This is a genomic window from Buttiauxella sp. BIGb0471, assembly GCF_024807715.1.
GTDB lineage: Bacteria > Pseudomonadota > Gammaproteobacteria > Enterobacterales > Enterobacteriaceae > Buttiauxella > Buttiauxella agrestis.
In genome coordinates, this window is record NZ_JANUEU010000001.1 from 698,762 (window position 1) to 721,828 (window position 23,067).

A 23,067-nucleotide genomic window follows, 5' to 3' on the forward strand; every position below is an offset into this window, starting at 1 on the left:
TTCAATGTTGTTTTAACGGGGTAATAAGATGAGAAATATCGTCAGGATATTTCGCCATTAACCACTCCGCTTTTTCAGTAAACAGCTTGTCGTCTGGCCACGCGCGAGCGGCGCTCACCATATTCACCAACGCTTTTTTATCATCCATTTTATCAATATCCTTCCATGGCCAGGTTTCATTGCTATCCACGAAGTGCGCGACGTAGGTATAACCCTTGCGCAGGCTGTGATAGTCAAGGTTGAAATTCCACACATCAACCCCGGTCACTTCCCCTAAACGCCCCAGCTTGTTGTAAGCCTCGAGGTGGAAATTGCTGTAATGCCAGGGGCGAGTGCGCTCAATTTCCGCCATCTGGCGGCCTTCTTTATCAAAATGGGAGGGGATACGGCGCAGTTGCGTGATTTGCAGCCGTTTTTTAGCCGCCTGCTCATCGCCACTAAACAGGGCAAATGACGCGGCCTGTAAATCAAAATAAGTGCCGTGGTTGTTGTGCCAGTTGTCCTCTTCAAAACCGTTCTGGCTGGTGGTCATCCAGTGATAAAAATCGCCATACCATTGTTTTATCTGCCGATAGTCATCATCGCTCAGAACATTAGCCGGGCGTAACAATTCAACAGCATCAATCACTTCCACCAGGGCGCGACTATCAATCAGGCCGATTCCTCGTCCATCGTTAATGCCTGGAATAGCCTGCGCATGTTGCAGATTCGGGTTCATGCGCGTTTCGGGTTTCACAAACCAGTTCAAAAGCTGATCGCGGGCTTTTTCAGCATAGGCCGGTTTTTGCGTAAATTGCCACGCCAGCGCCAGCGTCCAGACATCATTGCTCATGTTGACCAGGCGTTTTTTGTCTGTGGCATCACTGTTGGCATCAGGGTTTGTCTGGCCGTCTTTGCGGATATACGGCAGCCCATCTTTGGTCGTTGGGTCTGGCCACCAGTACGGCGGGAAACTGTAGTAATCATGCTTATCCCCGCTGGCGGCGGTAAGGGTTTTATCCATCACGGAGTACAGCGGTTTGGTTAGCGCTTTATCCGCTCCGGCAATCAGTTTTTGATATGCGCCGATAAACTGCGGATTTTGTGCCTTTAACTGTTGTTGGCTGTAGCGTAAATCATCCAGTTTTATTTGCAGCGGATGCGCATCGGCGGCATACAACGATGAAGTCGTTAATACTCCTGCAACCGCCAGTGAAATTAATGACAGGCAGGACAATAAAGTGGGTTTGCTCGGACACATATTTTCTCCGTCCATCGGCAGAATGAATTTAGGGTGATAAAAGCCATCACCTTATTAATTGTCGGTGTTATTAGTATTCATCAATTGTGAGAGTGGAAATAATATTATTGATGTTGCCTGCGCAGTGTAAGAGGCGGAATTAATTTTTGTGTGATGCACTTCAAACTCTTGTTTATGATGCTAAATAACCCCTGAAAGCGAGTTATAGATCACGAAAAACAGCAGTTTTAAATCTATTTTTATAAGTTGCTAAATTTGTTTAGATTTATATCTTTATGTTTTTATTGGGTATTTTTTATTTTGTGTTTTGTGTCGCATTTTGAAATGTGATTGATGACACATTTTTGCATTGTGAAACGGTATTTCTGTTTTAGGTCGTTGTGTTTAACCCAACCATTCTATTTAATTATCGGGCAGCTTTTCTTTTATCGAAAATAATCTGCTTCACTCCATTTATTCAATTATCAAACCTCTTAAAATAAGGATGTGAAAATAAATGTTCTCTACAAAATTAAAATCCGTATTTCTGATATCCGCACTGGGGTTAAGTGCTTCACAAGCATTTGCAGCCCAAACGCTTAATGTCTGGATTCGTGCCAGCAACGACTCAAAAAATATCTACAAGCAAGAAGCGGAAACCTTTGAAAAAAAGACCGGCATTAAAATCGAATATTTTAATGCCACGACTGATTTTGAGCAGCGCCTGGCGCGTGCGGCGGCGGGGAATGCACTGCCGGATCTTATCTTCAATGATGCGGTCGCCATTGGGCAATTCATTCAGCTTGGCATCGCAGAAGAAATCGACCCGAAAACCATCGCCGGGGGCGACAATATTTACCCGACCGCCTGGGAAAGTACCCGCTACACCGACGGGAAATACTATGGCGTGCCAACATCCGCTCAAACCTTCGCCTTATTTGTGCGCAAAGACTGGCGTGAAAAGCTGGGAATGCCTGCACCAAAAACCTGGAGCGATGTCGAGAAACTGGCAAAAGCCTTCACCACGCAAGACCCTGACGGCAATGGCAAAAACGATACCTACGGTTTTCTGTTGCCAGGCTCTACCACTCGCGGATATGCCAGCTGGTTTATGAGTGCCTTCCTGTGGCAAGCCGGCGGCGATTTTATCCGTGAAGGGGCGATAAAAGGCACATTCAAAGCCTCGCTTGATGAACCCGCTGCGACGGAAACCTTGCAGTTTATGCGCGGTATGTTGTGCGAAAAGGTGGTCCAGCCGGGCGCTATCAATGCCACGACGGCCGATATCATCCCTTCATTCCGCTCCAGCCAAACCGGCATGTTCTTCACCGGGCCGTATCACATCGCGTTATTTGATAAAGACCCCGGCAAAGACAAGTTTGAAGTGGTGACGCTCGAAGGCCCGAAAAACAGCGCCACGCTGGCTGAAGGCACCACGGTCTTCATGATGAAAAGCAGCAAGAACAAAGAGGCAGCCCGCAAGTTCATCGAATTTATGATTTCCCAGGAAGGGCAAGAAATCGGCATGGGTAAAGGCAGCAAACATATGCCGGTGGTGCGTTTACCCGTGAACAAACAAGTAGACACGCAAGCGGTGTATGACGACGCACGCTGGGCGACTTTCGCCAGACTCTACGCCGAACAAGGGCGTTATGTGCCGCAAGTGCCGAACTGGACGCCAATCCGCCAGATCACCGCCGATGGTTTTAACCGTGTTCTGGCTGACTGCAATAGCGATATCAGTGCGGAGCTGAAAGCCACTAACGAGAAGGTCAACGCTGAACTTGCTAAACAGCAGGTGCTGGCGAAGTAGGTTTGGTGCCAAACGGTGGATGACGCTGCGCTTATCCACCCTAAAAAAACCAAGCGTAGGGCGGATAAACGAAGCGCCATCCGCCACTTAACTTCAAAAAAGAGCAAAAAAACGATGTTAACTTCTCGCCAGAAACGAAACCTGGTGCCGTGGATATTTTTGGCTCCGGCACTGGTCATTTTTACCTGGTTTAAATTCATCCCCATGCTGCAAGGGTTGGTGATGAGTTTTTACAAGGTGAACTTCAATCAACCAGATGAATGGGTTGGGTTTGCCAACTTCGCCCGCGCTTTTGCCGATATCGAACTGCATTCAGCCGTGTTCAACACCTTCCTTTATGTCGTGGTGACGATGGTGGTTGGGGCGGTGCTGGCATTCTTCCTGGCGATGTTGCTTGAAGGTCCCGCCCGCCATTTGCGCTTCATCCGTACTGCGATTTTCCTGCCTGCGGTAACAAGTGCAGCTATCGTCGCTGAAATGTGGCGCATCCTGTTTAACCCAACGCCGAACGGGGTGGTGAACCATATTCTGAGTTGGTTTGGCGTGGCCGACCAGGGTTTCCTCGCCAGCTCCGATCAGGCGCTGTGGGTGATCATGCTGCTGCATATCTGGAAAGCGGTGCCGTACAACATGGTGATATTTATCGCCGGCCTGGCGGGTATCAGTCGTGATTTATATGACGCCTCAAACGTTGATGGCGCGAACTGGTGGAACCGCCTGCGCTACGTCACGCTGCCTGGCATGATCCCGGCTATTTCCGTGGTGTTGATGCTCTCGTTTATCCGTGGCTTCCGCGTGTTTGCCGAAGTGTACGCCACCACCGGCGGCGGGCCGTCTGGCGCGACAGAGATGATCATGACCCACATCTATAAACTTGGTTTTGAGCAATTTGACTACGGCTATGCTTCGGCGGTGTCGTTCCTGTTATTCGCCTTCACCGTGGTGCTGACGATTTGTCATCTCACGCTGAAAAAGCGCATTGCCCGCTATTAAGGAGCTGCCCATGTTAGGTAAACGTTGGGATACCGTAGGCCGCTGGATGATTTATGGCCTGCTGTTAATTGTATTTGTCGGGCCGTTCTGGGGCATTGTCGCCACCGCATTCAGCGGTGCGCCCGTGAAGCCTGGTGAACTGTTGGCCTGGCCGAATGAGTTTTCAATGGAGAACTTTATCTTTGCCTGGCAGGACATTGGCGTCTGGCAATACCTGTTGAACTCGATGGTGGTGGTGTTTTTCGGCACCATTTTGCAGGTCTCAGTCAGTGCGCTGGCGGCCTACGCCTTAGCACGCAAAAAGTTCGTCGGCGTCTCGTTGGTCAGTTTGATCATACTTTCCACCATGATGCTGCCGGAAGAGGTGATCGCCATTCCGCTGTACATGATTATCAACTGGCAACTGCCGCTGATTGACTCGTCACTCTATAACACCTATCTGGGCATGATCATGCCGGTGGTGGGCTGGGCGTTCTCCATCTTCGTACTCAGCGAATTTATGGCGGCGATCCCCAAAGAACTCGAAGAAGCTGCGCGTATAGATGGCGCGAATGAATGGCAGATTTTCTTCCACGTTATCTTGCCTCTGGTCAAACCGGCGCTCGGGACGGTCGTGACCTTCGGTTTCATCATGATTTGGGACCAGTACCTGCTGCCGCTAATTGTGGTGAACCACGACAGCCTGAACACCATTCCGGTGATCCTTGGCCGCTTGCGTACTGATGAAAGCATCACACCAAACATCTTTATTGCCATCACCTTACTGGCGATGTTGCCGAGCATCATTGTGTATCTCGGTCTGCAAAAACATTTCAATCGCGGGATTATGTCCGGCGCGGTCAAAGGATAAGGAGCGACACATGGGGTCTGTAGTGCTTAAAAATGTCTGTAAATCATATGGCGACGCACACGTTATTAAAGATGTCTCGTTGACCATTCCAGACGGTGAGTTCTGTGTGTTGGTTGGCCCGAGTGGCTGCGGCAAATCTACCTTGCTGCGCATGATTGCCGGGCTTGAAGAGATTACCGGCGGCGAGGTGGCGATTAACCAGAAAGACGTCACTGACGTTGAGCCGAAGCTGCGCGATATTGCGATGGTGTTCCAGAGTTACGCGTTATATCCGCAAATGACCGTGCGCGAAAATATGGGCTTTGCTCTCAAGATGGCAAAGCTGCCAAAAGCGGAAATCAGCCAGAAAGTGGAAGCGGCGGCAGACCTTCTCGGCCTGGGTGTGTTGCTCGACCGTCTGCCAAAAGATTTATCCGGCGGCCAGCGCCAGCGTGTGGCGATGGGGCGCGCCATTGTGCGTAATCCGCAGGTGTTTTTATTTGATGAACCGCTCTCGAACCTCGACGCTAAACTTCGCACCCAGGTGCGGGGCGAAATTCGTGAACTGCATCGCCGCCTGAAAACGACCTCGGTCTACGTCACTCATGACCAGATTGAAGCCATGACCATGGGTCAGATGATTGTGGTGCTACGCGAAGGGCGAATCGAACAGGTCGGCAGTCCACTGGAATTATACGACCGCCCGGCAAATCTATTTGTTGCCGGTTTCATCGGTTCGCCTGAAATCAATCAGTTAAAAGGTGAAGTGGTACTACAAAACGGAGAGATGACGTTACGTCTTGCCGATGGCTCTTTGTTAAGCTTGCCGCCGGGCGTGCAGGTGAAGCCGCAGCAAAAAGTGGTGTACGCGATACGCCCTGAACAGGTCAATGTTGTGGATGAAAGCGAGCAAAACGGGGCGCTGAAGGCAACCATCACCGCCATCGAAAACACCGGTTCCGATATGCAGTTGTTCTGCAACACTGGCGGGGGATCCTTTACCTCGGTTTTTAAGCAGCGATTAAATGTACGGGAAGGTGAAACGGTATGGTTGCAGCCCAGAGTGACGGGTATCCACATTTTTGATGCCGACAGTGGGCAGCGCGTAGCGTGTCATTAAGAAGGAGCGATTGATGAAGTTATACACCCTGGATGTTACGTGCCTGGAGAATGCCCGCCGTGGCTTACAGCAACCTTTTTCGCCGCTGCAACTGGCGTTGGGGAGGCTGGTTAGCGAGGCGGATAAACTCCGGGGGCAACCCCCTGAAAGCGTAGTGCATAAAAAGCTGCGCCCGGTGAGTGGCGACCCGCACGACTACTACAGCCTGGGGACTTACTGGTGGCCCAATCCACGCAGGCCAAATGGCCTGCCGTATATCCGCCGCGACGGGCACACCAATCCGCAATGCCAGAACAATGACACCGACACCACGCGCATTATTCGCATGTGTGAACGTAGCCTGACGCTAGGGCTGGCATGGTATTTTACGGGGCATCGCAAATACGCGCTTGCGGCGGCAGAGCAAATCAAGTGCTGGTTCCTTGATGAACAGACGCGCATGAACCCGCATTTGAATTACGGCCAGGCGATCCCTGGAATAGTGTCCGGGCGCGGCACGGGGCTTATCGACACCCGCTTATTGTGGATGGTTATCGACACCATCGGGTTGATAAGCGATGCAGGCGTACTGGACACCGACGACATTATCGGCTTGCATCAGTGGTTCCGGGACTTCAACCACTGGATGTTCTTTAGCGATGTTGGCCATTCGGAATACGTCTGGCACAACAACCACGGCACCTGGTATGACGCGCAACGCGCGGTGAATGCGCTGTTCTACGGGGATAAAGGGCTGGTGGCGCGCATTATCCAGCAGGGAATCACGCAACGCATGGCGGCGCAAATTGACCAGGAAGGTAAACAGACCATGGAACTGGAGCGCCCGGTGCCGTTCCACTATTCCTTGTTCAATCTCGAAGCCCATTTGCTACTCAATCGCTATGCCGAACACGTCGAGTTCGACCGCTGGAATGCGGTGCAAGATGGCCGAAGCGTGAAGCTCGGGATTGATTATTTGATGCCGTTTATCGCTGACCCGGATTTGTGGCCATATCGTGATTTAGACGGCATTGTCTGGGATAGCGCATTGCGCCTGTTGTTGCAATCCATGCGCGGTTATCCAAAAGACGCGACGCGCTACAAAACGGTACTGGCGAGTTTCCCGGAAGATACGCTGAGTTTGCGTGAGCAACTGATGTGGTGTGCCTGAAACGTGGGTTTTTGTCGGATAACGCTGTCGAAATGGGTTTTGTAGGGTGAATAAGCGCAAGCTTCATCCACCCTATAGGCATAATCAATGCTGCTGATGGTTCACTAAATTGGTCAGATGCACGTCAGTCTGGCTCATACATAACCCGGCTTTGCGTGCATTTCGCACTTCGTCGAGAATCGTATTGAGTAAAACGCCTTCTTCTTCTTGTTCGCGATCCATGGTCTTCAGGAAATTCAGCGTCGGGTAATCCTTTAACTCCGTCGCTTCAGCGGTCAATTTATTTAAAGTGGCACAACGCTGTTGGTAATCTTCTACCGTTTTTTCAAACAGCATTTCCAGAGAGTCGCATTCGCTTTGTGGTGATTCAATCGCCCCCACAATGGGAGTGCCGCCCGCTTGCTTCATAAAATTAAATATACGCATCATCTGCGTCACATTGCACTGCGCCTGATTTCTTAAAAATGTCGCGGTACCCGTCAGGCTTTTTTCAGAACACCAGCTGCTTAATCGTAAATAGAGATTGGAAGAGTAAAAATCGCGGTTAATCTGCAAGTTGAGTCTTTGAACCATGCCGGAGGTTGCCATAATCATTTCCTTATTGAAGCGGAACATCGGGTAAAGGTCGGGGAGAAGCTTTTAAATAATACCTCTTTTGGGTTATTTGCAATACGTTTAATTCTGCCGTTTTACCCTTATTTACAACATGCTTCACGATGAAATATTAAAAACAAAAAATGAAATAATTATTAGACTTGAGGTTTATCTTGGGTAATTAAAATTTCATGATCAATGTTGTGATTCACCATCGAAAAATGAATATCGGAACTGACGTCTTTTTGTTTTAGATCATATTTTGTTCACCGGCTAATTTCGCCCGCGATTGTTTTCGGTATTGCAGCGGCGTCTGGCTCATCATTTTTTTGAAACAGGTAATAAAATAAGTCACCTCGATAAAACCGACTTCCTGCGCGATAGCATCAATGCTTAACGGCGAAGTGCGCAATAAATCGCAACTTTTCTTGATACGCCGCGTCAGCAAGTATTCATGAATGCTGCCCCCGGTTTGCTGGCGAAAAATACGCGAGGTATAGCTGCGTGATAAACCGATGGACTGTGCCAGCTCATCCAGCGAAAACTTGCCACTGTAATTGCTTTCCACCCACTGCATGATGCGTGACGCAACTGTCTGTTGAGGCTGAATAAATTTCTGCGGTTGCTCGGGCAGGAAAGCCATGATTTGCATCACCATCAGCGCCACATCGCTGGCGGTCGAATGCCCATTAAGACAAAGTTTGTCGAACTGCTCGAGAATGACCTCCATAAACTCTCCCTGTTCACTTAAATCGTAAACCTGCGCCGGGGCATTGCTGGCCGCAAGGGCCGAAAATTGTGCCAGCTGGCGCGGGAAAGCGTGCAGGGTGCTCATTATTGACGTGTGCTCAATATGCATAGTGGTGCGGTGGTAGTGATTAGTATCGCTGGCATCGACGTGAACCTTATGCAGGCGAAACGCCGGGAAGATAAATAACCGCCCAGGCCTGGCCGTGTAATGCTGGTTATCGACCACGACTATTCCATATCCTTTTGAAATATAGAGAAACTCAGCACACTGATGCCAGTGATAATACTGTGCGCTGGAGGCTCGTAGGCGATGAAATGAGATAACCTGACTATCGAGGGTGATCCGCTCCATAAATTGTTGTTCGCTCATTTCCCCTCCAGGACAATAAATTTAAGTTTTTACGCCATGATTTGTAATTTATTGCCCCTGAATTTAGAAAAAGCCAGTGAAAGTGAAATAACGGTTTAGTTTTGTGATGCGGCTCACTCTGACTCAGGAATAAAAGCGACTACTCTTTGCATCAACGCGCAAACTGAGCGCACAGAAAATATGAATAACAACAACTTACAATATTCTCGTGTCTGACGGGAGGAAATCTTGCAACCTGAAAACATCACTCTGAATAACCCTCTGGAAAACAGGGACGATCTTCATAAATTGGTGAATCAATTATTGAATGCCGTTTCGCCATTCTTTAAAAAAGATGCCAGTCGCGTCGATCTTGCTAATTTCACCGCTCATTACGGGCAGCAAATTGCAAATATGGAAACATTCTCGCGTTTGCTGTGGGGCGTCACCCCACTTTTGGCGGGAGGGCATGAACCGGAACAATTCTCTTTTTATATTCAGGCAATAAAAAACGGCACCAACCCGGAACATGCAGATTACTGGGGGGAAGTCGCACCTTACGATCAGCGTATTGTGGAAATGGCGGCCTACGGATTAATGCTGGCGGTGGCGCATAAACCGCTGCTGGCGCACTTTAGCGAGCAAGAAAAACACCATCTTTGGCAATGGCTCAAGCAGAGTGAAAACCAGGATATCCCGGATAATAACTGGCATTTCTTCCCGATTCTCGTGCAGGTCGGTTTCCACCATTGCGGCATGCCGAATAATGCCGAAGCGCTCGAAAAGCATTTTGCGGCGATGGAGCACTACTACCTCGGCGACGGCTGGTATTCAGATGGTCCAGGTCGCCCGCGTGATTACTACATTTCGATGGGATTCCATTTCTATGGGCTTATCTACGCTAAATTAATGGCCGAGGTTGACCCGCAACGTTGCCGGACATTGCGCCAGCGCGCCACATTGTTTGCCGCCGATTTCATCCATTTCTTCGCCGATGATGGCGCGGCGATTCCTTTTGGCCGCAGCCTGACTTATCGCTTCGCGCAGGCTGCGTTCTGGAGCGCTGCGGCCTTTGCAGATCTTGAGGTTTACGAGCCTGGCGTTGTGAAAGGTATCGTGCTGCGACATTTGCGCTGGTGGCTGCAACAGCCGCTGTTTGACCGCGATGGCGTGTTGAGCGTGGGTTATAGCTACCCTAACTTAATTATGGCCGAAGATTACAACGCGCCCGGTTCGCCTTATTGGGGACTGAAAACCATGCTGGTGCTGGCGCTGGGGGAAAACGATAAATTCTGGCAGGCCAAGGAATTACCGTTACCTGCACGGGAAGCGGAACACAGCATTCCTCACGCCGCTCAAATTCTGGTTCATCAGGACAACCATTTATGGATGGTGACATCAGGCCAGCTGGAGCTGAATAACTTCGTTAATACAGAAGCCAAATACTGCAAATTCGCTTATTCCACTCGCTACGGTTTCACCATCGAACGCGGACGTTACGGCCTGAATCACGCCGCCCCCGATTCAATGCTGCTGCTTTCGGAGAAAGACGATTACTGGCGCGGGCGTCGGGCATGTCAGCAAGTCACCACTGCCGACGGCATGATTTATAGCCGCTGGCAGCCGTGGAATGACGTGACTATCGACACCTGGCTGGTGCCGCTTGGCGACTGGCAAGTGCGGGTGCATTACCTCAAAACCGATCGTGAACTCGATTGTGCCGAAGGCGGTTTTAGCCTGGCCAATCGCCCCTTGCCGCAAACCGAACTGGCGGCGTCGAAAAGTGTTCTGCGGACGGCGACCGATACCAGCGCTATCTACTGTTTAAGCCCGCAATCGCGTACCGGAGAGCAGGTTTTAACGCCGCCAAACAGCAACTTACTGTTCGCCGAACGAGCGGCTGTCCCGCTGCTGCGCGGTGAATTAAACGTGGGTACACATCTGTTAATCAGTGCCGTTTGGGCAGGGGATACTGATGACTTTAACGAACAATCTTGCCCGCAAGCCATTATCAGCGAGGGCGCTGTACGCCTGGTGATGAGCCACCACCAAAAGCACGTATTGTTTCTGGAGAACCATCAATGAATAGTTCAACACCAACGCGTACTGCTCAAATAAAAATGAGCACTTTCATCTTCCTCTACTTTTTCACCTGGTCTTCAAGCTTTGGGCTGTATGCCCTGTGGTTGAGCCAGAAAGTAGGGTTGGACAGCATTACCATCGGCAGCGTTTTCGCCATCAACGGCGTCTTTGCGGTGGTGATGAAACCGGTCTACGGCTACATCATGGACAAAATCGGGATGAGCAAATGGCTGCTCTATTTTGTCTGTGCTATCTCCGCGTTAATGGCGCCGTTTTTCGTCACGGTTTATCAACCGCTACTGCTCACGCACACCACTATTGGCATCGTCATTGGCGCGTTTTATCTGAGCCTCGGCTGGTACGCTGGGGTTGCGGCGTCCGAGTCGTACGCGGATAGATTCAGCCGCTTGTATGGCCTGGAGTTTGGGCGCATCCGTATGTGGGGATCGCTCGGCTGGGCGATGGCCGCATCGGTGTCCGGTTTGCTGTTCAACTACACGCCGCTGGCAAACTTTTTGGTCAGCAGCACCACTTCCGTCTTAATGTTGGTGGTGTTGGTCAGCCTCAAAATTGGCGATGAACAGCTACGCAATAACAACGTGATTTCAGCGAATAAGATTGTGTTTTCCGATGTCATCATGTTGCTGAAAAATCGCAAATTCTGGATGTTCAGCCTGTATGTGGCCGGTGTGGCATGGATGATGTTTGTTGCCGAACAGCAGTTCCCGCGCTACTTCGTTTCGTTCTTTGATACCAAAGAGCAGGGCAACGCCTGGTACGGCTACTTGAGCACCGTTCAGTCCGGCATGGAATTCGTGATGATGATGTTCATTCCGGTGCTGGTTAATCATTTCGGTGCGAAAAAGGGGTTGCTGCTCTGCGGCTGTGTGGTGGGTTTGCGCCTGATTGCCTCAGGCCTGACATCCGATCCGCTGGTGATTTCAATCATCAAGCCGTTCTACGGCGTGGAAATCGCACTGTTGCTGATCTCCGTCTTTAAATACATTGCCGAGCATTTCCACAAAAAGGTCAACGCCACCATGTACTTACTGGGTTATCAGGCGATGATTTATGTCGGTTCTGTGGTCGTCGCACCGCCAGCCGGTTATCTGTACGACAAAATCGGCTTCGCGCACACCTACTTATTGATGGGCTGCTGCGCGCTGGTCTTCACCCTGATTTCCGCTTTCACACTCTCGCGCTGCCAGTCAACACGCGCGGAGTCTCAAACCTTCTCACCCGCTTTAGACACTTCACCGGTCGAGCCGGTAAAACATTAATTAAAGGAGACGTTATGACCCGTTCTGTAGTCACTGAAAAAATTGTGACCGAGCCACTGCGCCCTATTGAATTGCATCAAGTAGACCGCCTGGCCCTGAAACATAAGCTGGATAAGGCGATGCAAAGCGTTACTAAGAAGCTAGATAAGACGATTGTTCTGGTAGGGGATAAATTCCCTAACGAAGCCTGCGAAGGCGGCAAATGGAAACCGACTGACAACGTTGAATGGACAACCAGCTTCTGGCCCGGTCAATTATGGCTGGCGTGGGAGATGACGGGCGATGAAAAATATCGCCAGGCGGCAGAGCGTTATTTGCCATCTTTTAAACAGCGTTTAGACCAGCGTATCGAAACCGCGACTCACGATTTGGGCTTCCTCTATACGCTGTCGTGCGTCAACGCCTGGCGCTTAACCGGCAATGAAACCGCTCGCCAGACCGCGCTGCAAGCGGCAGATATTCTGATGGAGCGTTTTAACCCGGTGGCGAAGATCATTCAGGCATGGGGCGATTTGAATGATCCAGAACAACAGGGGCGGATGATTATTGACTGTAATATGAACCTTCCGCTGCTTTATTGGGCAAGCCAACAAACCGGTGATGCTCGTTACGCCGAGGCGGCAACGGCGCACGCAGAGCAGGCGGCGAAGTACATTGTTCGCCCGGATGCCTCCACATTCCATACCTACTATATGAATGTGGAAACTGGCGAACCCCGTTTTGGAAATACGCACCAGGGTTACAGCGACTCTTCATGCTGGTCGCGTGGGCAGGCGTGGGGCATTTACGGTTTCTTGCTCACGTATCTGTATACCGGCGATAAAGGTATGGTGGATCTCACGCGCAGCCTGGCGCATTACTTTATCAACCGTTTGCCGGAAGATGACGTTTGCCACTGGGATCTGGCGTTGCTGGGCACTGATGCGGTGCGCGACAGCTCAGCCGCGGCGATTACTGCTTGCGGGCTGCTGGAACTGGTGAAAGTCCTGCCGGTTCTGGATGAACATCGCGCCCACTACGAAGAGATGGCGCTGCGCATAATTCAGTCGCTGACCGATAACTACCTGGCGCGGGACGATGAGCCATGCGAAGGCTTGCTGAAACATTCGGTTTATCACATGGCAAGCGGAAAAGGTGTGGATGAATGCTGTAGTTGGGGAGACTATTTCTACCTTGAAGCACTGGCACGCGTGCGCCAGGTGTGGAGTCTCTACTGGTAATTTTCTCGCCCCCGTAATGTTGCGGGGGCAACATGGAGAGTCGTGATGAAAACCGTTGCAGTCTTACTGGCGCCTGGTTTTGAAGAAGCAGAAGCCATTGTAACCATTGATATTCTGCGTCGTCTTAAAATAAATGTGCGTACACTTTCTTGTATTGATTCGCGCGCCGTTGTGAGTTACCACGATATACCGATGGTCGCCGATGCCACCTTGAGTGAATGTTTCGACGACACATTTGATGCCGTTGTTCTGCCCGGAGGCCCAGAAGGCAGCGTATTCCTTGCGAAAAGCGCCAGCGTGATTGCCTTCGTCCGCCGTCACGATGAGCTCGGGAAATTTATCTGCCCGATTTGTTCCGCAGCCGCGCGCGTGTTGGGCGGGAACGGTTTACTAAAAGGACGTCGCTATGTTTGTTCCGGTGATTTATGGCAGCAGGTTGGCGACGGCGTTTATGTCGACGCCGATGTCGTCGAAGACGGCAACCTGATCAGCGGTAAAGGATTGGGGAAAGTGTTTGATTTTGCCCTCACCGTAGCGGCTCGCCTGGAAGGTGATGAAGCTGCCGCCCGCGATCATGCGGAGCATATTTATTATCCGTGGTAGTAGTGAACACTCAGGGAATATATCATTCCCTGAGTGGGTTTATTATTATGCATGATATACATTTCGTTAATCATTATTAAAACCTCTAATTATAATTGAGAATGACATCTTCTGAATACCTTCGGAACCTGGAAAGTATGATTCCGGTTGTTCGTGTGTTTTAAATGGTTATTTATTGTTCCCGGCGTTTTAATTCTTCGTGATTTAATACTAATTACGGAGAAAACAAAATGGCAAATGTCATTTATATGACGATTAATGGTGAAAAGCAGGGCATGCTTTCTCAAGGATGCGGGACTGCAGACTCCATTGGCAACAAATATCAGTTTGGACATAAAGATCAAATTTTAATCTATGAGTTGTCGAACGTAATAACCCGAGAGCAAAATGCCGTTCATCACCCGCTAGAAATAAGAAAACCCATCGATAAATCAACACCTCTTTTGGGTGTGGCCATCTCTAATAATGAAAAAGTAGAATGTGATTTTTTCATGTATCGTACTTCAATAGCGGGCGGGATGGAGCTTTTCTTTAAAGTTAAACTCACCGGCGCGACGCTGAGCCAGATGCGATTTTTCTACCCAAACTCCTTGACCCACAATGATGTACAACCCCAGGAAAGTATCGCCATTCGCTATGAAACAATAACCTGGGAACACATTTCTTCAGGAACAAGCGGTTGGAGTTTATGGAATGATCGGGTGAATTAATGGGAACTTCCGCAATTTCTCATTTGAAATATGACATGGATAACTATGTTGTCGCGCTAAAGCGAGTCGCCAATCTTGCTGCCAGCTTCTTCCTGGAAGATGCCATAATCAGGATGAACTATTTGAAGGAAATCGATGACTATATAATTGAGATGAATTATCGATTCCATCAGACCTTAGATCCTAATGAAAGGATGCGAATAGTCAATGATGTGAAAGCCGAAGCTGATATGGCTGAGCGGGAATATCAGATTTTGAGGCTTGGAGACTATACAAAATATTTTTCGACTGAAATCTTTGAAGAACAAGGTGTTTTGAAATATGTCAAAATTGCCGGTGGGGTGGTAGCAGGCGGGGCACAAATTTTATCAGGATATTTTTTAAATAAAACGGGTAGCCAACTTAATAGTAAATTATTTAAAACCGTTGGAGTTACCTTGGCCGCACATGGTGCTAACAATGTATATGAATCTATATCACCGATTTTATTTGAACATGCAGAGGCTGGTTATTTGCGAAAATTCTATAGAAAAGGTGCAAATGTTTTAGGCTACGATAATGATACGGGGGACTGGGTTTATAGTGCTGCTGATCTTGCTGTAACAATTTTTGCAGCCTTTGAATCACCTGTATTAATACAAAACCGTAATCGGTTGGTACCAAAAGGGTGGTTCGAAACACCAGGCTCAGGACGGTTATTTAGAATGGTTGAACAGGATAACATACCTAAGTGGCAGAATATGACGAAACCAATGAGGTTATTTCAAAAGGGTAATGCTGGCTATAAAGTAACAACGGAATTATTACTTGGAGGGTATAAATATCAGGGTGATTAGTTAGTTTGATTCTTTCTGATATTTATGGGTAGACTAGTTTTTAAAAGAAAACTTGCGGATGCAGGTTTTCATTTTTACTTTGTAATGTAAAAAAATTAATTTGACCAGTATCAATGGTTTTAAATGTTGATTATTGTTGAAATAAATAATGACTGGAAGTATGACTAAAAAAATTGCAAAAGCAACAGCGGGATGTTTAAAGTCATGATGTTCATAACGAAGATATATGGCTTGAGTTGCATTAATGATGAAAAAAATAAATATAAATGCTGATGCATCGTTTGCAGTCAATAGTATATGTCCAATTAAATCCGTAGGTTCAGATTCAGGAATCGGTTTCCTTTCCAATCGGTACCATTTTCTCATCGCATGGAAGTTATTTTTCATAGTCAATAGTTCGCGGTAGGTAAAACCACTGCTTAATATTAATTCTTTTTTATTCATTGTTAACTTTACATCCATGTAGAGATAGGGTTTTTACAAAGGGTGAATGATACTCGTTATTCTACGGGATGGGTAGATAACAATTTATATAATAGCATTATATAAACGGTGAATTCATTAGTTGATTTTCATATCTAAAAGTAATTAATTCACGATTATATTCCCCTCTTTTGATGATCTATTAATAAAGTAAACTCTTCTATACTTACCCCTTTACCCAAGGAGTAAGCCATGGCTATCGAACTGGAAACCCTTAACCTGACTCAACCAAGCGGCGGTGTGCCTAACAATATGCTGCCGCTTGTGCTTTATCATCATGTTTCCCATGAACCACCCCTCGCCGAATATTTTGAACAGCTTTTTGCCAAAAACGGCTGGCCGCCGCGCTGGCGTTATCCCGTGTTTACCTACACCCACTTTCATTCCAATACCCATGAAGTGTTGGGCGTGTATGCCGGAAATGCCAAAATTCAGTTTGGTGGCGAGGACGGGCCGATTGTAGACATTTCTCGGGGTGAGGCGGTGCTTATTCCCGCAGGTGTAGGCCACAAGCAGATTGCAGCGTCGGAAGATTTTATGTGCGTTGGGGCATACCCTGTAAACCACGAGCCGGACAAGTTTGTTGATAAATCGGGGCAGCTTGAAAAAGTGCAGGGCAATATTGCAAAAGTCGATAAACCCAAAACCGATCCCGTTCTGGGAGAGCAGGGAGGGATCATTAAAGTCTGGTAGCTAACTAGCCGCAGGGAGGCGCTGGCTGAACTTATGGACAAATAAGCTATTCGCTTATTCATTTGTCTGACATATGCCTCTATTTTTATGTCTTTAATTGCTAAATACATGCACGGTTTTACTGTATTTCTGCTGTGTGATTGCGCTCTCCTATGGATTATTAATTTCCCGCTACAACTATCCCAAGCCTAAAAAGCTAAAAGTCAGCAGTGCTAATGGCTTGTTTTAACTAAATCTTACCCTACATAAAATAAAATCGAGCGGGAGTATTCCATGCACAAATTTACTAAAGCGTTGGCGGCCATTGGTATCGCTGCCGTTATGTCACAATCCGCTATCGCAGAAACGATGAAACTCGGCTTTCTGGTCAAACAACCAGAAGAGCCATGGTTCCAGACTGAATGGAAATTTGCCGATAAAGCCGGGAAAGATCTTGGTTTTGAAGTGATCAAAATTGCGGTTCCGGACGGCGAAAAAACGCTGAATGCCATCGACAGCCTGGCGGCCAGCGGCGCGAAAGGCTTTGTGATTTGTACGCCTGATCCAAAACTTGGTTCAGCGATCGTCGCCAAAGCAAAAAGCTACGACATGAAGGTGATTGCTGTTGATGACCAGTTTGTTACTGCCAAAGGTAAGCCAATGGATACGGTGCCATTGGTGATGATGGCGGCGACCAAAATTGGCGAACGTCAGGGGCAAGAGCTTTATAAAGAGATGCAAAAACGCGGTTGGGATGTGAAAGATTCTGCCGTGATGGCGATTACCGCTGACGAACTCGATACCGCTCGCCGTCGTACTTCGGGTTCAATGGAAGCCCTGAAAGCCGCCGGATTCCCGGAAAAACAAATCTACAAAGTCCCCACCAAATCTAACGACATCCCAGGCGCATTCGACGCCGCAAACTCCATGCTGGTTCAGCATCCGGAAGTGAAACACTGGCTGATTGTTGGCATGAATGACAACACGGTGCTGGGCGGCGTGCGTGCTACGGAAGGTCAGGGCTTCAAAGCGCCAGATGTGATTGGTGTGGGTATCAACGGCGTGGACGCGATCAGCGAACTGTCGAAAGCGCAGGCGACAGGCTTCTACGGTTCCTTGCTGCCAAGCCCGGATGTACACGGTTATAAGAGCAGTGAAATGCTCTACAACTGGGTGAGTAAAGGTGCGGAGCCACCAAAATTCACCGAAGTGACTGATGTGGTGCTGATTACTCGCGATAACTTTAAAGAAGAGCTGGCGAAAAAAGGCCTCGGCGGTAAGTAATCTGCGAATACACGGTGGATGAGCGCAAGCTTCATCCACCCAACCCAAACTGTAGGTCGGATAAGCGCAAGCGTCATCCGACATTGAGGTCTGTCATGCAGCATCAGACACCGTATCTCTCTTTCCGTGGTATAGGCAAAACTTTCCCTGGCGTGAAAGCCTTACAGGACATCAGTTTCGACTGCTATGCCGGGCAAGTTCACGCACTAATGGGGGAGAATGGCGCCGGGAAATCCACACTCCTGAAAATTCTTAGCGGCAACTACGCGCCGAGCGAAGGCAGCATTGTTCTGCGCGGCGAAGAAGTCACTTTTGCCGACACGCCTGCGGCCCTGAATGCCGGGGTTGCCATTATTTATCAGGAACTCCACCTGGTGCCGGAAATGTCGGTTGCCGAGAATATTTACCTCGGGCAACTACCGCATAAAGCGGGCTTCGTGAACCGTTCTTTATTGAATTACGAAGCGAAATTGCAACTTGAGCACCTCGGTTTGGATATCGACCCGAGCACGCCACTCAAGTATTTATCTATCGGCCAGTGGCAGATGGTGGAAATTGCCAAGGCGCTGGCGCGTAACGCAAAAGTGATCGCTTTTGATGAGCCAACCAGTTCGCTATCCCGCCGTGAAATCGACAATTTATTCCGCGTGATCCGTGAGTTGCGGGCAGAAGGACGCGTCATTCTTTATGTTTCGCACCGCATGGAAGAGATTTTCGCTTTAAGTGACGCGATCACCGTATTTAAAGACGGGCGTTACGTGCGCACTTTCGACGATATGCAGCAGGTGAATCACGATTCGCTGGTGCAGGCGATGGTCGGGCGGGATTTGGGCGATATTTACGGCTGGAAACCGCGCGAACACGGAGCCGAGCGCTTACGTCTGGATGGCGTAAAAGCTCCGGGCGTGCGCACCCCGATTTCCCTGACAGTACGCAGCGGTGAAATCGTCGGGCTGTTTGGCCTGGTGGGTGCCGGGCGCAGCGAGTTAATGAAAGGGATGTTTGGCGGCACGCGCATCACAGACGGTAAAGTGCTGATTGATAGCAAAGTTATCAACATCAATAAGCCCGCCGATGCGATTCGTGCTGGCATGATGCTCTGCCCGGAAGATCGTAAAGCCGACGGTATTATTCCGGTGCACTCGGTGCGCGACAACATCAACATCAGCGCGCGACGCAAGCATATCAGCGCCGGTTGCCTGATTGATAACCGTTGGGAAGCCGAGAACGCCGCCTCGCATATTCGCTCGCTGAATATCAAAACCCCGTCAGCCGATCAGCTCATTATGAATCTCTCCGGCGGCAACCAGCAGAAAGCCATTCTTGGGCGCTGGTTGTCAGAAGAGATGAAAGTGATTTTGCTGGATGAGCCAACGCGCGGCATTGATGTTGGCGCAAAACACGAAATCTATAACGTGATTTATGCCCTTGCGGCGCAAGGTGTGGCGGTGTTGTTTGCCTCAAGTGATTTACCCGAAGTGCTCGGCCTTGCGGACCGCATTATTGTGATGCGCGAAGGGGAAATAGCCGGTGAACTGCTGCATGGCGAAACCAACGAGCAGCAAGCATTAAGTCTGGCAATGCCAAAAACCAGCGCGTCTGCCGCATGAGCAGGGAGAGAAAAATGTCTGCATTGACTCCATCATCAACGAAAGCATCATCAACGAAAGCATCATCAACCAATACCTCATCTGGCGGCAGCAAGAAAACGTCGTCGCTAAGTCTTGGACGTATCTGGGACAACTACGGCATGTTAGTGGTGTTCGCAGTGCTGTTCCTCGCCTGCGCCATTTTTGTGCCGAATTTCTCTTCTTTTGTGAACATGAAGGGGTTGGGACTGGCCATTTCGATGTCGGGAATGGTGGCGTGCGGCATGTTGTTCTGCCTGGCATCCGGTGATTTCGATTTGTCAGTTGCGTCAGTGATTGCCTGCGCGGGTGTCACCACGGCGGTAGTCATCAACATGACCGAAAGCCTGTGGATTGGCGTGGCGGCAGGTTTACTGCTCGGTATGTTAAGCGGCCTGGTGAATGGTTTTGTTATCGCCAGACTTAAAATCAACGCCTTGATTACCACATTGGCCACCATGCAGATTGTGCGCGGCCTGGCGTACATTATTTCTGATGGTAAAGCGGTGGGTATCGAAGATGAGCGCTTCTTTGCCCTGGGTTACGCCAACTGGCTGGGGCTGCCTGCGCCAATCTGGTTGACGGTCGGCTGCCTGATCATCTTCGGTTTGCTGCTTAACAAAACCACGTTTGGCCGTAACACGCTGGCGATTGGTGGCAACGAAGAAGCCGCACGCCTGGCGGGTGTCCCGGTGGTGCGCACCAAAATCATCATCTTTGTTCTTTCAGGTTTAGTCTCGGCGGCAGCGGGGATTATTCTGGCATCGCGTATGACCAGCGGCCAGCCGATGACCTCTATCGGCTACGAGTTGATTGTGATTTCGGCTTGCGTATTGGGCGGCGTTTCGCTCAAAGGTGGGATCGGTAAAATTTCTTACGTCATTGCCGGGATTTTAATTCTCGGCACCGTGGAAAACGCCATGAACCTGTTGAATATTTCTCCGTTCTCGCAATATGTGGTGCGCGGTTTGATTCTGCTGGCTGCGGTCATTTTCGACCGCTACAAACAGAAAGCAAAACGTACCGTTTAAGCTTCTTCTCATCTCTGCCACACCGAAACGCCAGGCCATTCGCGGCCTGGCGATTTATCCTGGAAAATTGCGACACCCGTCACCCTGTCTATACTTACATGGCTAATCATAATTTATCGTTACCGTCACGGTGGCGCATTTAACTGTGTAAGGAGGAGCCGCTGGTGGCTGAAGTATCATCTGTACCGCCTCTAATTTCAGGGAATCTTGCCTTTTTCTTCGACCTCGATGGCACGCTGGCAGAAATCAAACCGCACCCGGATCAAGTCTACATTCCGGCCGCCGTGCGTACGCTGCTGCAAAAAATGTCTGTCATGAGTGACGGGGCACTGGCATTGATTTCAGGGCGCTCAATGTCAGAGCTGGATAAGCTCGCGACTCCTTTTCATTTCCCGCTGGCTGGAGTGCACGGGGCTGAGCGCCGCGATATCAATGACAAAACCCACATCGTTACCCTTCCTGAACCCATGGTTGCGGCTTTGCATCAGCAATTGAGTGAGGCATTGCAATACCATCCGGGCACCGAACTGGAAGCGAAAGGAATGGCTTTCGCGCTGCATTACCGCCAGGCCCCTGAGGCAAAAGAAGCCATATTTGAATTGGCTCAGGCGATGATTCAGCGGTATCCGGAACTGGCTTTACAGCCGGGGAAATGTGTTGTGGAGCTGAAACCATTAGGAATCGACAAAGGAGCAGCCATTCGCGCGTTTATGCAAGAAGCCCCTTTTGCGGGGCGCAAACCGGTATTTATCGGTGATGATTTAACCGATGAAGCAGGGTTTAAACAGGTTAATGCTCTGGGTGGCTTGACCATCAAAGTTGGGAGCGGCGACACCATTGCCAATTATCGCCTGGCAAATGTTCGCATGGTGTATCACTGGCTTGGCAAATTAACGCAACACATAGAACAACAAAAGCCAGATATTTTACGGGGAGAAAATTATGAGTCGCTTAGTGGTAGTCTCTAATCGCATTGCGCCACCAGATGATAAGAAAAGTAGTGCTGGTGGCCTGGCAGTGGGCATTTTGGGGGCATTAAAAACGGCAGGAGGATTGTGGTTTGGCTGGAGCGGTGAGGTCGGTAGCCCCGATGCACCCTTAAAAAAGACCAAACGCGGCAACATTACCTGGGCATCTTTCAACCTGAGCCAGGAAGATTACGAAAGCTATTATCTGCAATTTTCGAATGCGGTGCTGTGGCCCGCCTTTCACTATCGTCTTGACCTGGTCGATTACCAACGTGAAGCGTGGGATGGCTACAGTCGCGTCAATACGCTGCTGGCAAATAAGCTAAAACCGCTGCTGGAAGAAGACGACATTTTATGGGTGCATGACTACCACCTGCTGCCGTTTGCTGCCGAATGCCGCAAACAGGGGCTTAATCATCGTATCGGCTTCTTCTTACATATTCCTTTCCCGACGCCGGAAGTTTTCAATGCGCTGCCGCCACACGACGAGTTACTCGAGGCGTTAAGCGAATACGATTTACTGGGGTTCCAGACCGAGAGCGATCGCCTGGCATTCCTCGATTGTATTGCCAGTCAGACGCGGCTTGACGATTTGGGCAAAAACCAGCATCAGGCCTACGGCAATACCTTCCGCACCGAGGTTTATCCGATAGGCATTGAGCCTGAGGAGATCAAAAAGAGTGCGCAAGGTCCGCTACCGCCGAAACTGGCGCAGCTCAAGGCGGAACTGGGCAGCATTAAAAATATCTTCTCAGTTGAGCGTCTGGACTATTCCAAAGGCTTACCTGAGCGATTTCTGGCATTCGAGGCGTTGCTGGAGAATTACCCGCAACACCACGGCAAAATACGCTATACGCAGATTGCGCCCACCTCGCGAGGAGATGTTCAGGCATATCAGGATATCCGTCATCAGCTGGAAACAGAAGCGGGGCGCATCAATGGCAAGTATGGGCAATTGGGGTGGACACCGCTCTATTATCTCAACCAGCATTTTGATCGCAAATTAGTGATGAAAGTGTTCCGTCACGCCGACGTCGGGCTTGTGACTCCGCTGCGTGATGGCATGAACCTGGTGGCGAAAGAGTATGTTGCCGCGCAGGACCCCGCTAACCCCGGTGTGCTGGTACTATCGAAATTCGCCGGTGCGGCTAATGAATTATCATCAGCGCTTATCGTCAATCCGTATGATCGTGATGACGTAGCCGCAGCGCTTGATCGGGCATTAACCATGCCACTCGCCGAACGGATTTCGCGCCACAGTGAAATGATGGCGGTGATTGAGAAGAACGATATTCACCACTGGCAGAAGAGGTTTATTGAAGACCTAAAGAAGGCCGAGCCGCGAAGCGATGAGTCACATTTAGATAAGAAGGTGGCGACATTTCCGAAATTAGCTTAGGGGCATTTGTTTTTTAAGGTGGATGGATAAGCGTGAGCGCCATCCACCACTTAC

General features: G+C 49.5%; 21 protein-coding genes. 17 read left to right on the plus strand and 4 right to left on the minus strand.

Annotated elements, in window-relative coordinates:
• Position 1: 1 nt before the first annotated feature.
• Positions 2-1,216: an alginate lyase family protein gene (locus M2371_RS03280; protein WP_404979379.1), complete on the minus strand. Its 1,215-nt coding sequence runs from the start codon at positions 1,214-1,216 to the stop codon at positions 2-4.
• A 520-nt stretch (positions 1,217-1,736) separates the two neighbouring features.
• On the opposite strand from M2371_RS03280, the gene M2371_RS03285 reads away from it, so the two are divergent.
• The 5 genes from M2371_RS03285 (at position 1,737) to M2371_RS03305 (ending at position 7,124) form a co-directional block, all read left to right on the plus strand.
• Complete coding sequence (locus M2371_RS03285; RefSeq protein WP_259266879.1) at positions 1,737-3,032, plus strand: sugar ABC transporter substrate-binding protein; 1,296 nt, start codon at positions 1,737-1,739, stop codon at positions 3,030-3,032.
• Positions 3,033-3,146: 114 nt separating this feature from the next.
• Positions 3,147-4,025, plus strand: coding sequence for a carbohydrate ABC transporter permease (locus M2371_RS03290; RefSeq protein WP_034496117.1), 879 nt, complete (start codon positions 3,147-3,149; stop codon positions 4,023-4,025).
• Between the two features lie 10 nt (positions 4,026-4,035).
• Positions 4,036-4,875, plus strand: coding sequence for a carbohydrate ABC transporter permease (locus M2371_RS03295; RefSeq protein ID WP_172893845.1), 840 nt, complete (start codon positions 4,036-4,038; stop codon positions 4,873-4,875).
• A gap of 10 nt (positions 4,876-4,885) precedes the next feature.
• Positions 4,886-5,974, plus strand: a complete 1,089-nt coding sequence (locus tag M2371_RS03300; RefSeq protein ID WP_259266880.1) for an ABC transporter ATP-binding protein — start codon at positions 4,886-4,888, stop codon at positions 5,972-5,974.
• Positions 5,975-5,987: 13 nt separating this feature from the next.
• Positions 5,988-7,124, plus strand: coding sequence for an alginate lyase family protein (locus tag M2371_RS03305; RefSeq protein WP_172893847.1), 1,137 nt, complete (start codon positions 5,988-5,990; stop codon positions 7,122-7,124).
• Between the two features lie 84 nt (positions 7,125-7,208).
• Here M2371_RS03305 and M2371_RS03310 read toward each other — a convergent pair whose 3' ends face one another.
• Entirely contained in the window at positions 7,209-7,712 is a 504-nt protein-coding gene (locus M2371_RS03310) for a non-heme ferritin-like protein (protein WP_034496110.1), read from the minus strand.
• Positions 7,713-7,968: 256 nt separating this feature from the next.
• A complete protein-coding gene (locus M2371_RS03315) occupies positions 7,969-8,838 on the minus strand; it encodes an AraC family transcriptional regulator (protein ID WP_172893848.1) in 870 nt (289 codons plus the stop codon).
• Between the two features lie 228 nt (positions 8,839-9,066).
• Here M2371_RS03315 and M2371_RS03320 point away from each other — a divergent pair, with 228 nt between their 5' ends.
• The 6 genes from M2371_RS03320 (at position 9,067) to M2371_RS03345 (ending at position 15,548) form a co-directional block, all read left to right on the plus strand.
• Positions 9,067-10,902: a DUF2264 domain-containing protein gene (locus M2371_RS03320; RefSeq protein ID WP_259266881.1), complete on the plus strand. Its 1,836-nt coding sequence runs from the start codon at positions 9,067-9,069 to the stop codon at positions 10,900-10,902.
• A complete protein-coding gene (locus tag M2371_RS03325; protein ID WP_259266882.1) occupies positions 10,899-12,179 on the plus strand; it encodes an oligosaccharide MFS transporter in 1,281 nt (426 codons plus the stop codon). Before M2371_RS03320 ends, M2371_RS03325 begins: the two co-directional genes overlap by 4 nt.
• A 14-nt stretch (positions 12,180-12,193) precedes the next feature.
• Positions 12,194-13,399 (plus strand): glycoside hydrolase family 88 protein, encoded by a 1,206-nt coding sequence (locus M2371_RS03330; RefSeq protein ID WP_259266883.1) that lies wholly within the window; start codon positions 12,194-12,196, stop codon positions 13,397-13,399.
• Between the two features lie 45 nt (positions 13,400-13,444).
• Positions 13,445-14,002 carry a DJ-1 family glyoxalase III gene (locus tag M2371_RS03335; RefSeq protein ID WP_172893851.1) on the plus strand — a complete coding sequence of 186 codons (558 nt, stop codon included), beginning with the start codon at positions 13,445-13,447 and terminating at the stop codon, positions 14,000-14,002.
• A 230-nt stretch (positions 14,003-14,232) separates the two neighbouring features.
• Entirely contained in the window at positions 14,233-14,712 is a 480-nt protein-coding gene (locus M2371_RS03340) for an Hcp family type VI secretion system effector (protein ID WP_172893852.1), read from the plus strand.
• The gene (locus M2371_RS03345) at positions 14,712-15,548 is read left to right on the plus strand and encodes a DUF4225 domain-containing protein (protein ID WP_259266884.1); all 837 of its coding nucleotides are present in this window, start codon (positions 14,712-14,714) and stop codon (positions 15,546-15,548) included. The genes M2371_RS03340 and M2371_RS03345 overlap by 1 nt, the downstream gene beginning before the upstream one ends.
• Before the next feature lie 33 nt (positions 15,549-15,581).
• On the opposite strand, the gene M2371_RS03350 is transcribed toward M2371_RS03345, so the two are convergent.
• Positions 15,582-15,992 carry a hypothetical protein gene (locus M2371_RS03350; RefSeq protein ID WP_259266885.1) on the minus strand — a complete coding sequence of 137 codons (411 nt, stop codon included), beginning with the start codon at positions 15,990-15,992 and terminating at the stop codon, positions 15,582-15,584.
• 231 nt (positions 15,993-16,223) lie between these two features.
• Between M2371_RS03350 and M2371_RS03355 the strand changes: the two genes are divergently transcribed.
• The 6 genes from M2371_RS03355 to otsA all read left to right on the plus strand — a co-directional run bounded on the left by M2371_RS03355 (position 16,224) and on the right by otsA (position 23,013).
• Positions 16,224-16,724 carry a cupin gene (locus M2371_RS03355; protein WP_259266886.1) on the plus strand — a complete coding sequence of 167 codons (501 nt, stop codon included), beginning with the start codon at positions 16,224-16,226 and terminating at the stop codon, positions 16,722-16,724.
• Between the two features lie 273 nt (positions 16,725-16,997).
• Complete coding sequence (locus tag M2371_RS03360; RefSeq protein ID WP_034496091.1) at positions 16,998-17,987, plus strand: arabinose ABC transporter substrate-binding protein; 990 nt, start codon at positions 16,998-17,000, stop codon at positions 17,985-17,987.
• A 95-nt stretch (positions 17,988-18,082) separates the two neighbouring features.
• Positions 18,083-19,597, plus strand: a complete 1,515-nt coding sequence (gene araG / locus M2371_RS03365; RefSeq protein ID WP_259266887.1) for an L-arabinose ABC transporter ATP-binding protein AraG — start codon at positions 18,083-18,085, stop codon at positions 19,595-19,597.
• Between the two features lie 14 nt (positions 19,598-19,611).
• The gene (gene araH / locus M2371_RS03370; protein ID WP_259266888.1) at positions 19,612-20,646 is read left to right on the plus strand and encodes an L-arabinose ABC transporter permease AraH; all 1,035 of its coding nucleotides are present in this window, start codon (positions 19,612-19,614) and stop codon (positions 20,644-20,646) included.
• A gap of 164 nt (positions 20,647-20,810) precedes the next feature.
• Positions 20,811-21,614: a trehalose-phosphatase gene (otsB, locus tag M2371_RS03375; RefSeq protein ID WP_115628112.1), complete on the plus strand. Its 804-nt coding sequence runs from the start codon at positions 20,811-20,813 to the stop codon at positions 21,612-21,614.
• Positions 21,589-23,013: an alpha,alpha-trehalose-phosphate synthase gene (otsA, locus tag M2371_RS03380; RefSeq protein ID WP_172893858.1), complete on the plus strand. Its 1,425-nt coding sequence runs from the start codon at positions 21,589-21,591 to the stop codon at positions 23,011-23,013. Before otsB ends, otsA begins: the two co-directional genes overlap by 26 nt.
• Positions 23,014-23,067: the final 54 nt, after the last annotated feature.

What these genes read in the sequence shown, in the direction of transcription:
- M2371_RS03290 (WP_034496117.1), top strand. Translation starts at nt 3,147, where the DNA reads ATGTTAACTTCTCGCCAGAAACGAAACCTGGTGCCGTGGATATTTTTG.
- M2371_RS03335 (WP_172893851.1), top strand. Translation starts at nt 13,445, where the DNA reads ATGAAAACCGTTGCAGTCTTACTGGCGCCTGGTTTTGAAGAAGCAGAA.
- M2371_RS03350 (WP_259266885.1), bottom strand. Translation starts at nt 15,992, where the DNA reads ATGAATAAAAAAGAATTAATATTAAGCAGTGGTTTTACCTACCGCGAA.
- M2371_RS03340 (WP_172893852.1), top strand. Translation starts at nt 14,233, where the DNA reads ATGGCAAATGTCATTTATATGACGATTAATGGTGAAAAGCAGGGCATG.
- M2371_RS03325 (WP_259266882.1), top strand. Translation starts at nt 10,899, where the DNA reads ATGAATAGTTCAACACCAACGCGTACTGCTCAAATAAAAATGAGCACT.
- M2371_RS03360 (WP_034496091.1), top strand. Translation starts at nt 16,998, where the DNA reads ATGCACAAATTTACTAAAGCGTTGGCGGCCATTGGTATCGCTGCCGTT.
- M2371_RS03295 (WP_172893845.1), top strand. Translation starts at nt 4,036, where the DNA reads ATGTTAGGTAAACGTTGGGATACCGTAGGCCGCTGGATGATTTATGGC.
- M2371_RS03300 (WP_259266880.1), top strand. Translation starts at nt 4,886, where the DNA reads ATGGGGTCTGTAGTGCTTAAAAATGTCTGTAAATCATATGGCGACGCA.
- M2371_RS03315 (WP_172893848.1), bottom strand. Translation starts at nt 8,838, where the DNA reads ATGAGCGAACAACAATTTATGGAGCGGATCACCCTCGATAGTCAGGTT.
- M2371_RS03285 (WP_259266879.1), top strand. Translation starts at nt 1,737, where the DNA reads ATGTTCTCTACAAAATTAAAATCCGTATTTCTGATATCCGCACTGGGG.
- M2371_RS03330 (WP_259266883.1), top strand. Translation starts at nt 12,194, where the DNA reads ATGACCCGTTCTGTAGTCACTGAAAAAATTGTGACCGAGCCACTGCGC.
- otsA (WP_172893858.1), top strand. Translation starts at nt 21,589, where the DNA reads ATGAGTCGCTTAGTGGTAGTCTCTAATCGCATTGCGCCACCAGATGAT.
- M2371_RS03355 (WP_259266886.1), top strand. Translation starts at nt 16,224, where the DNA reads ATGGCTATCGAACTGGAAACCCTTAACCTGACTCAACCAAGCGGCGGT.
- M2371_RS03305 (WP_172893847.1), top strand. Translation starts at nt 5,988, where the DNA reads ATGAAGTTATACACCCTGGATGTTACGTGCCTGGAGAATGCCCGCCGT.
- M2371_RS03310 (WP_034496110.1), bottom strand. Translation starts at nt 7,712, where the DNA reads ATGGCAACCTCCGGCATGGTTCAAAGACTCAACTTGCAGATTAACCGC.
- araH (WP_259266888.1), top strand. Translation starts at nt 19,612, where the DNA reads ATGTCTGCATTGACTCCATCATCAACGAAAGCATCATCAACGAAAGCA.
- araG (WP_259266887.1), top strand. Translation starts at nt 18,083, where the DNA reads ATGCAGCATCAGACACCGTATCTCTCTTTCCGTGGTATAGGCAAAACT.
- M2371_RS03345 (WP_259266884.1), top strand. Translation starts at nt 14,712, where the DNA reads ATGGGAACTTCCGCAATTTCTCATTTGAAATATGACATGGATAACTAT.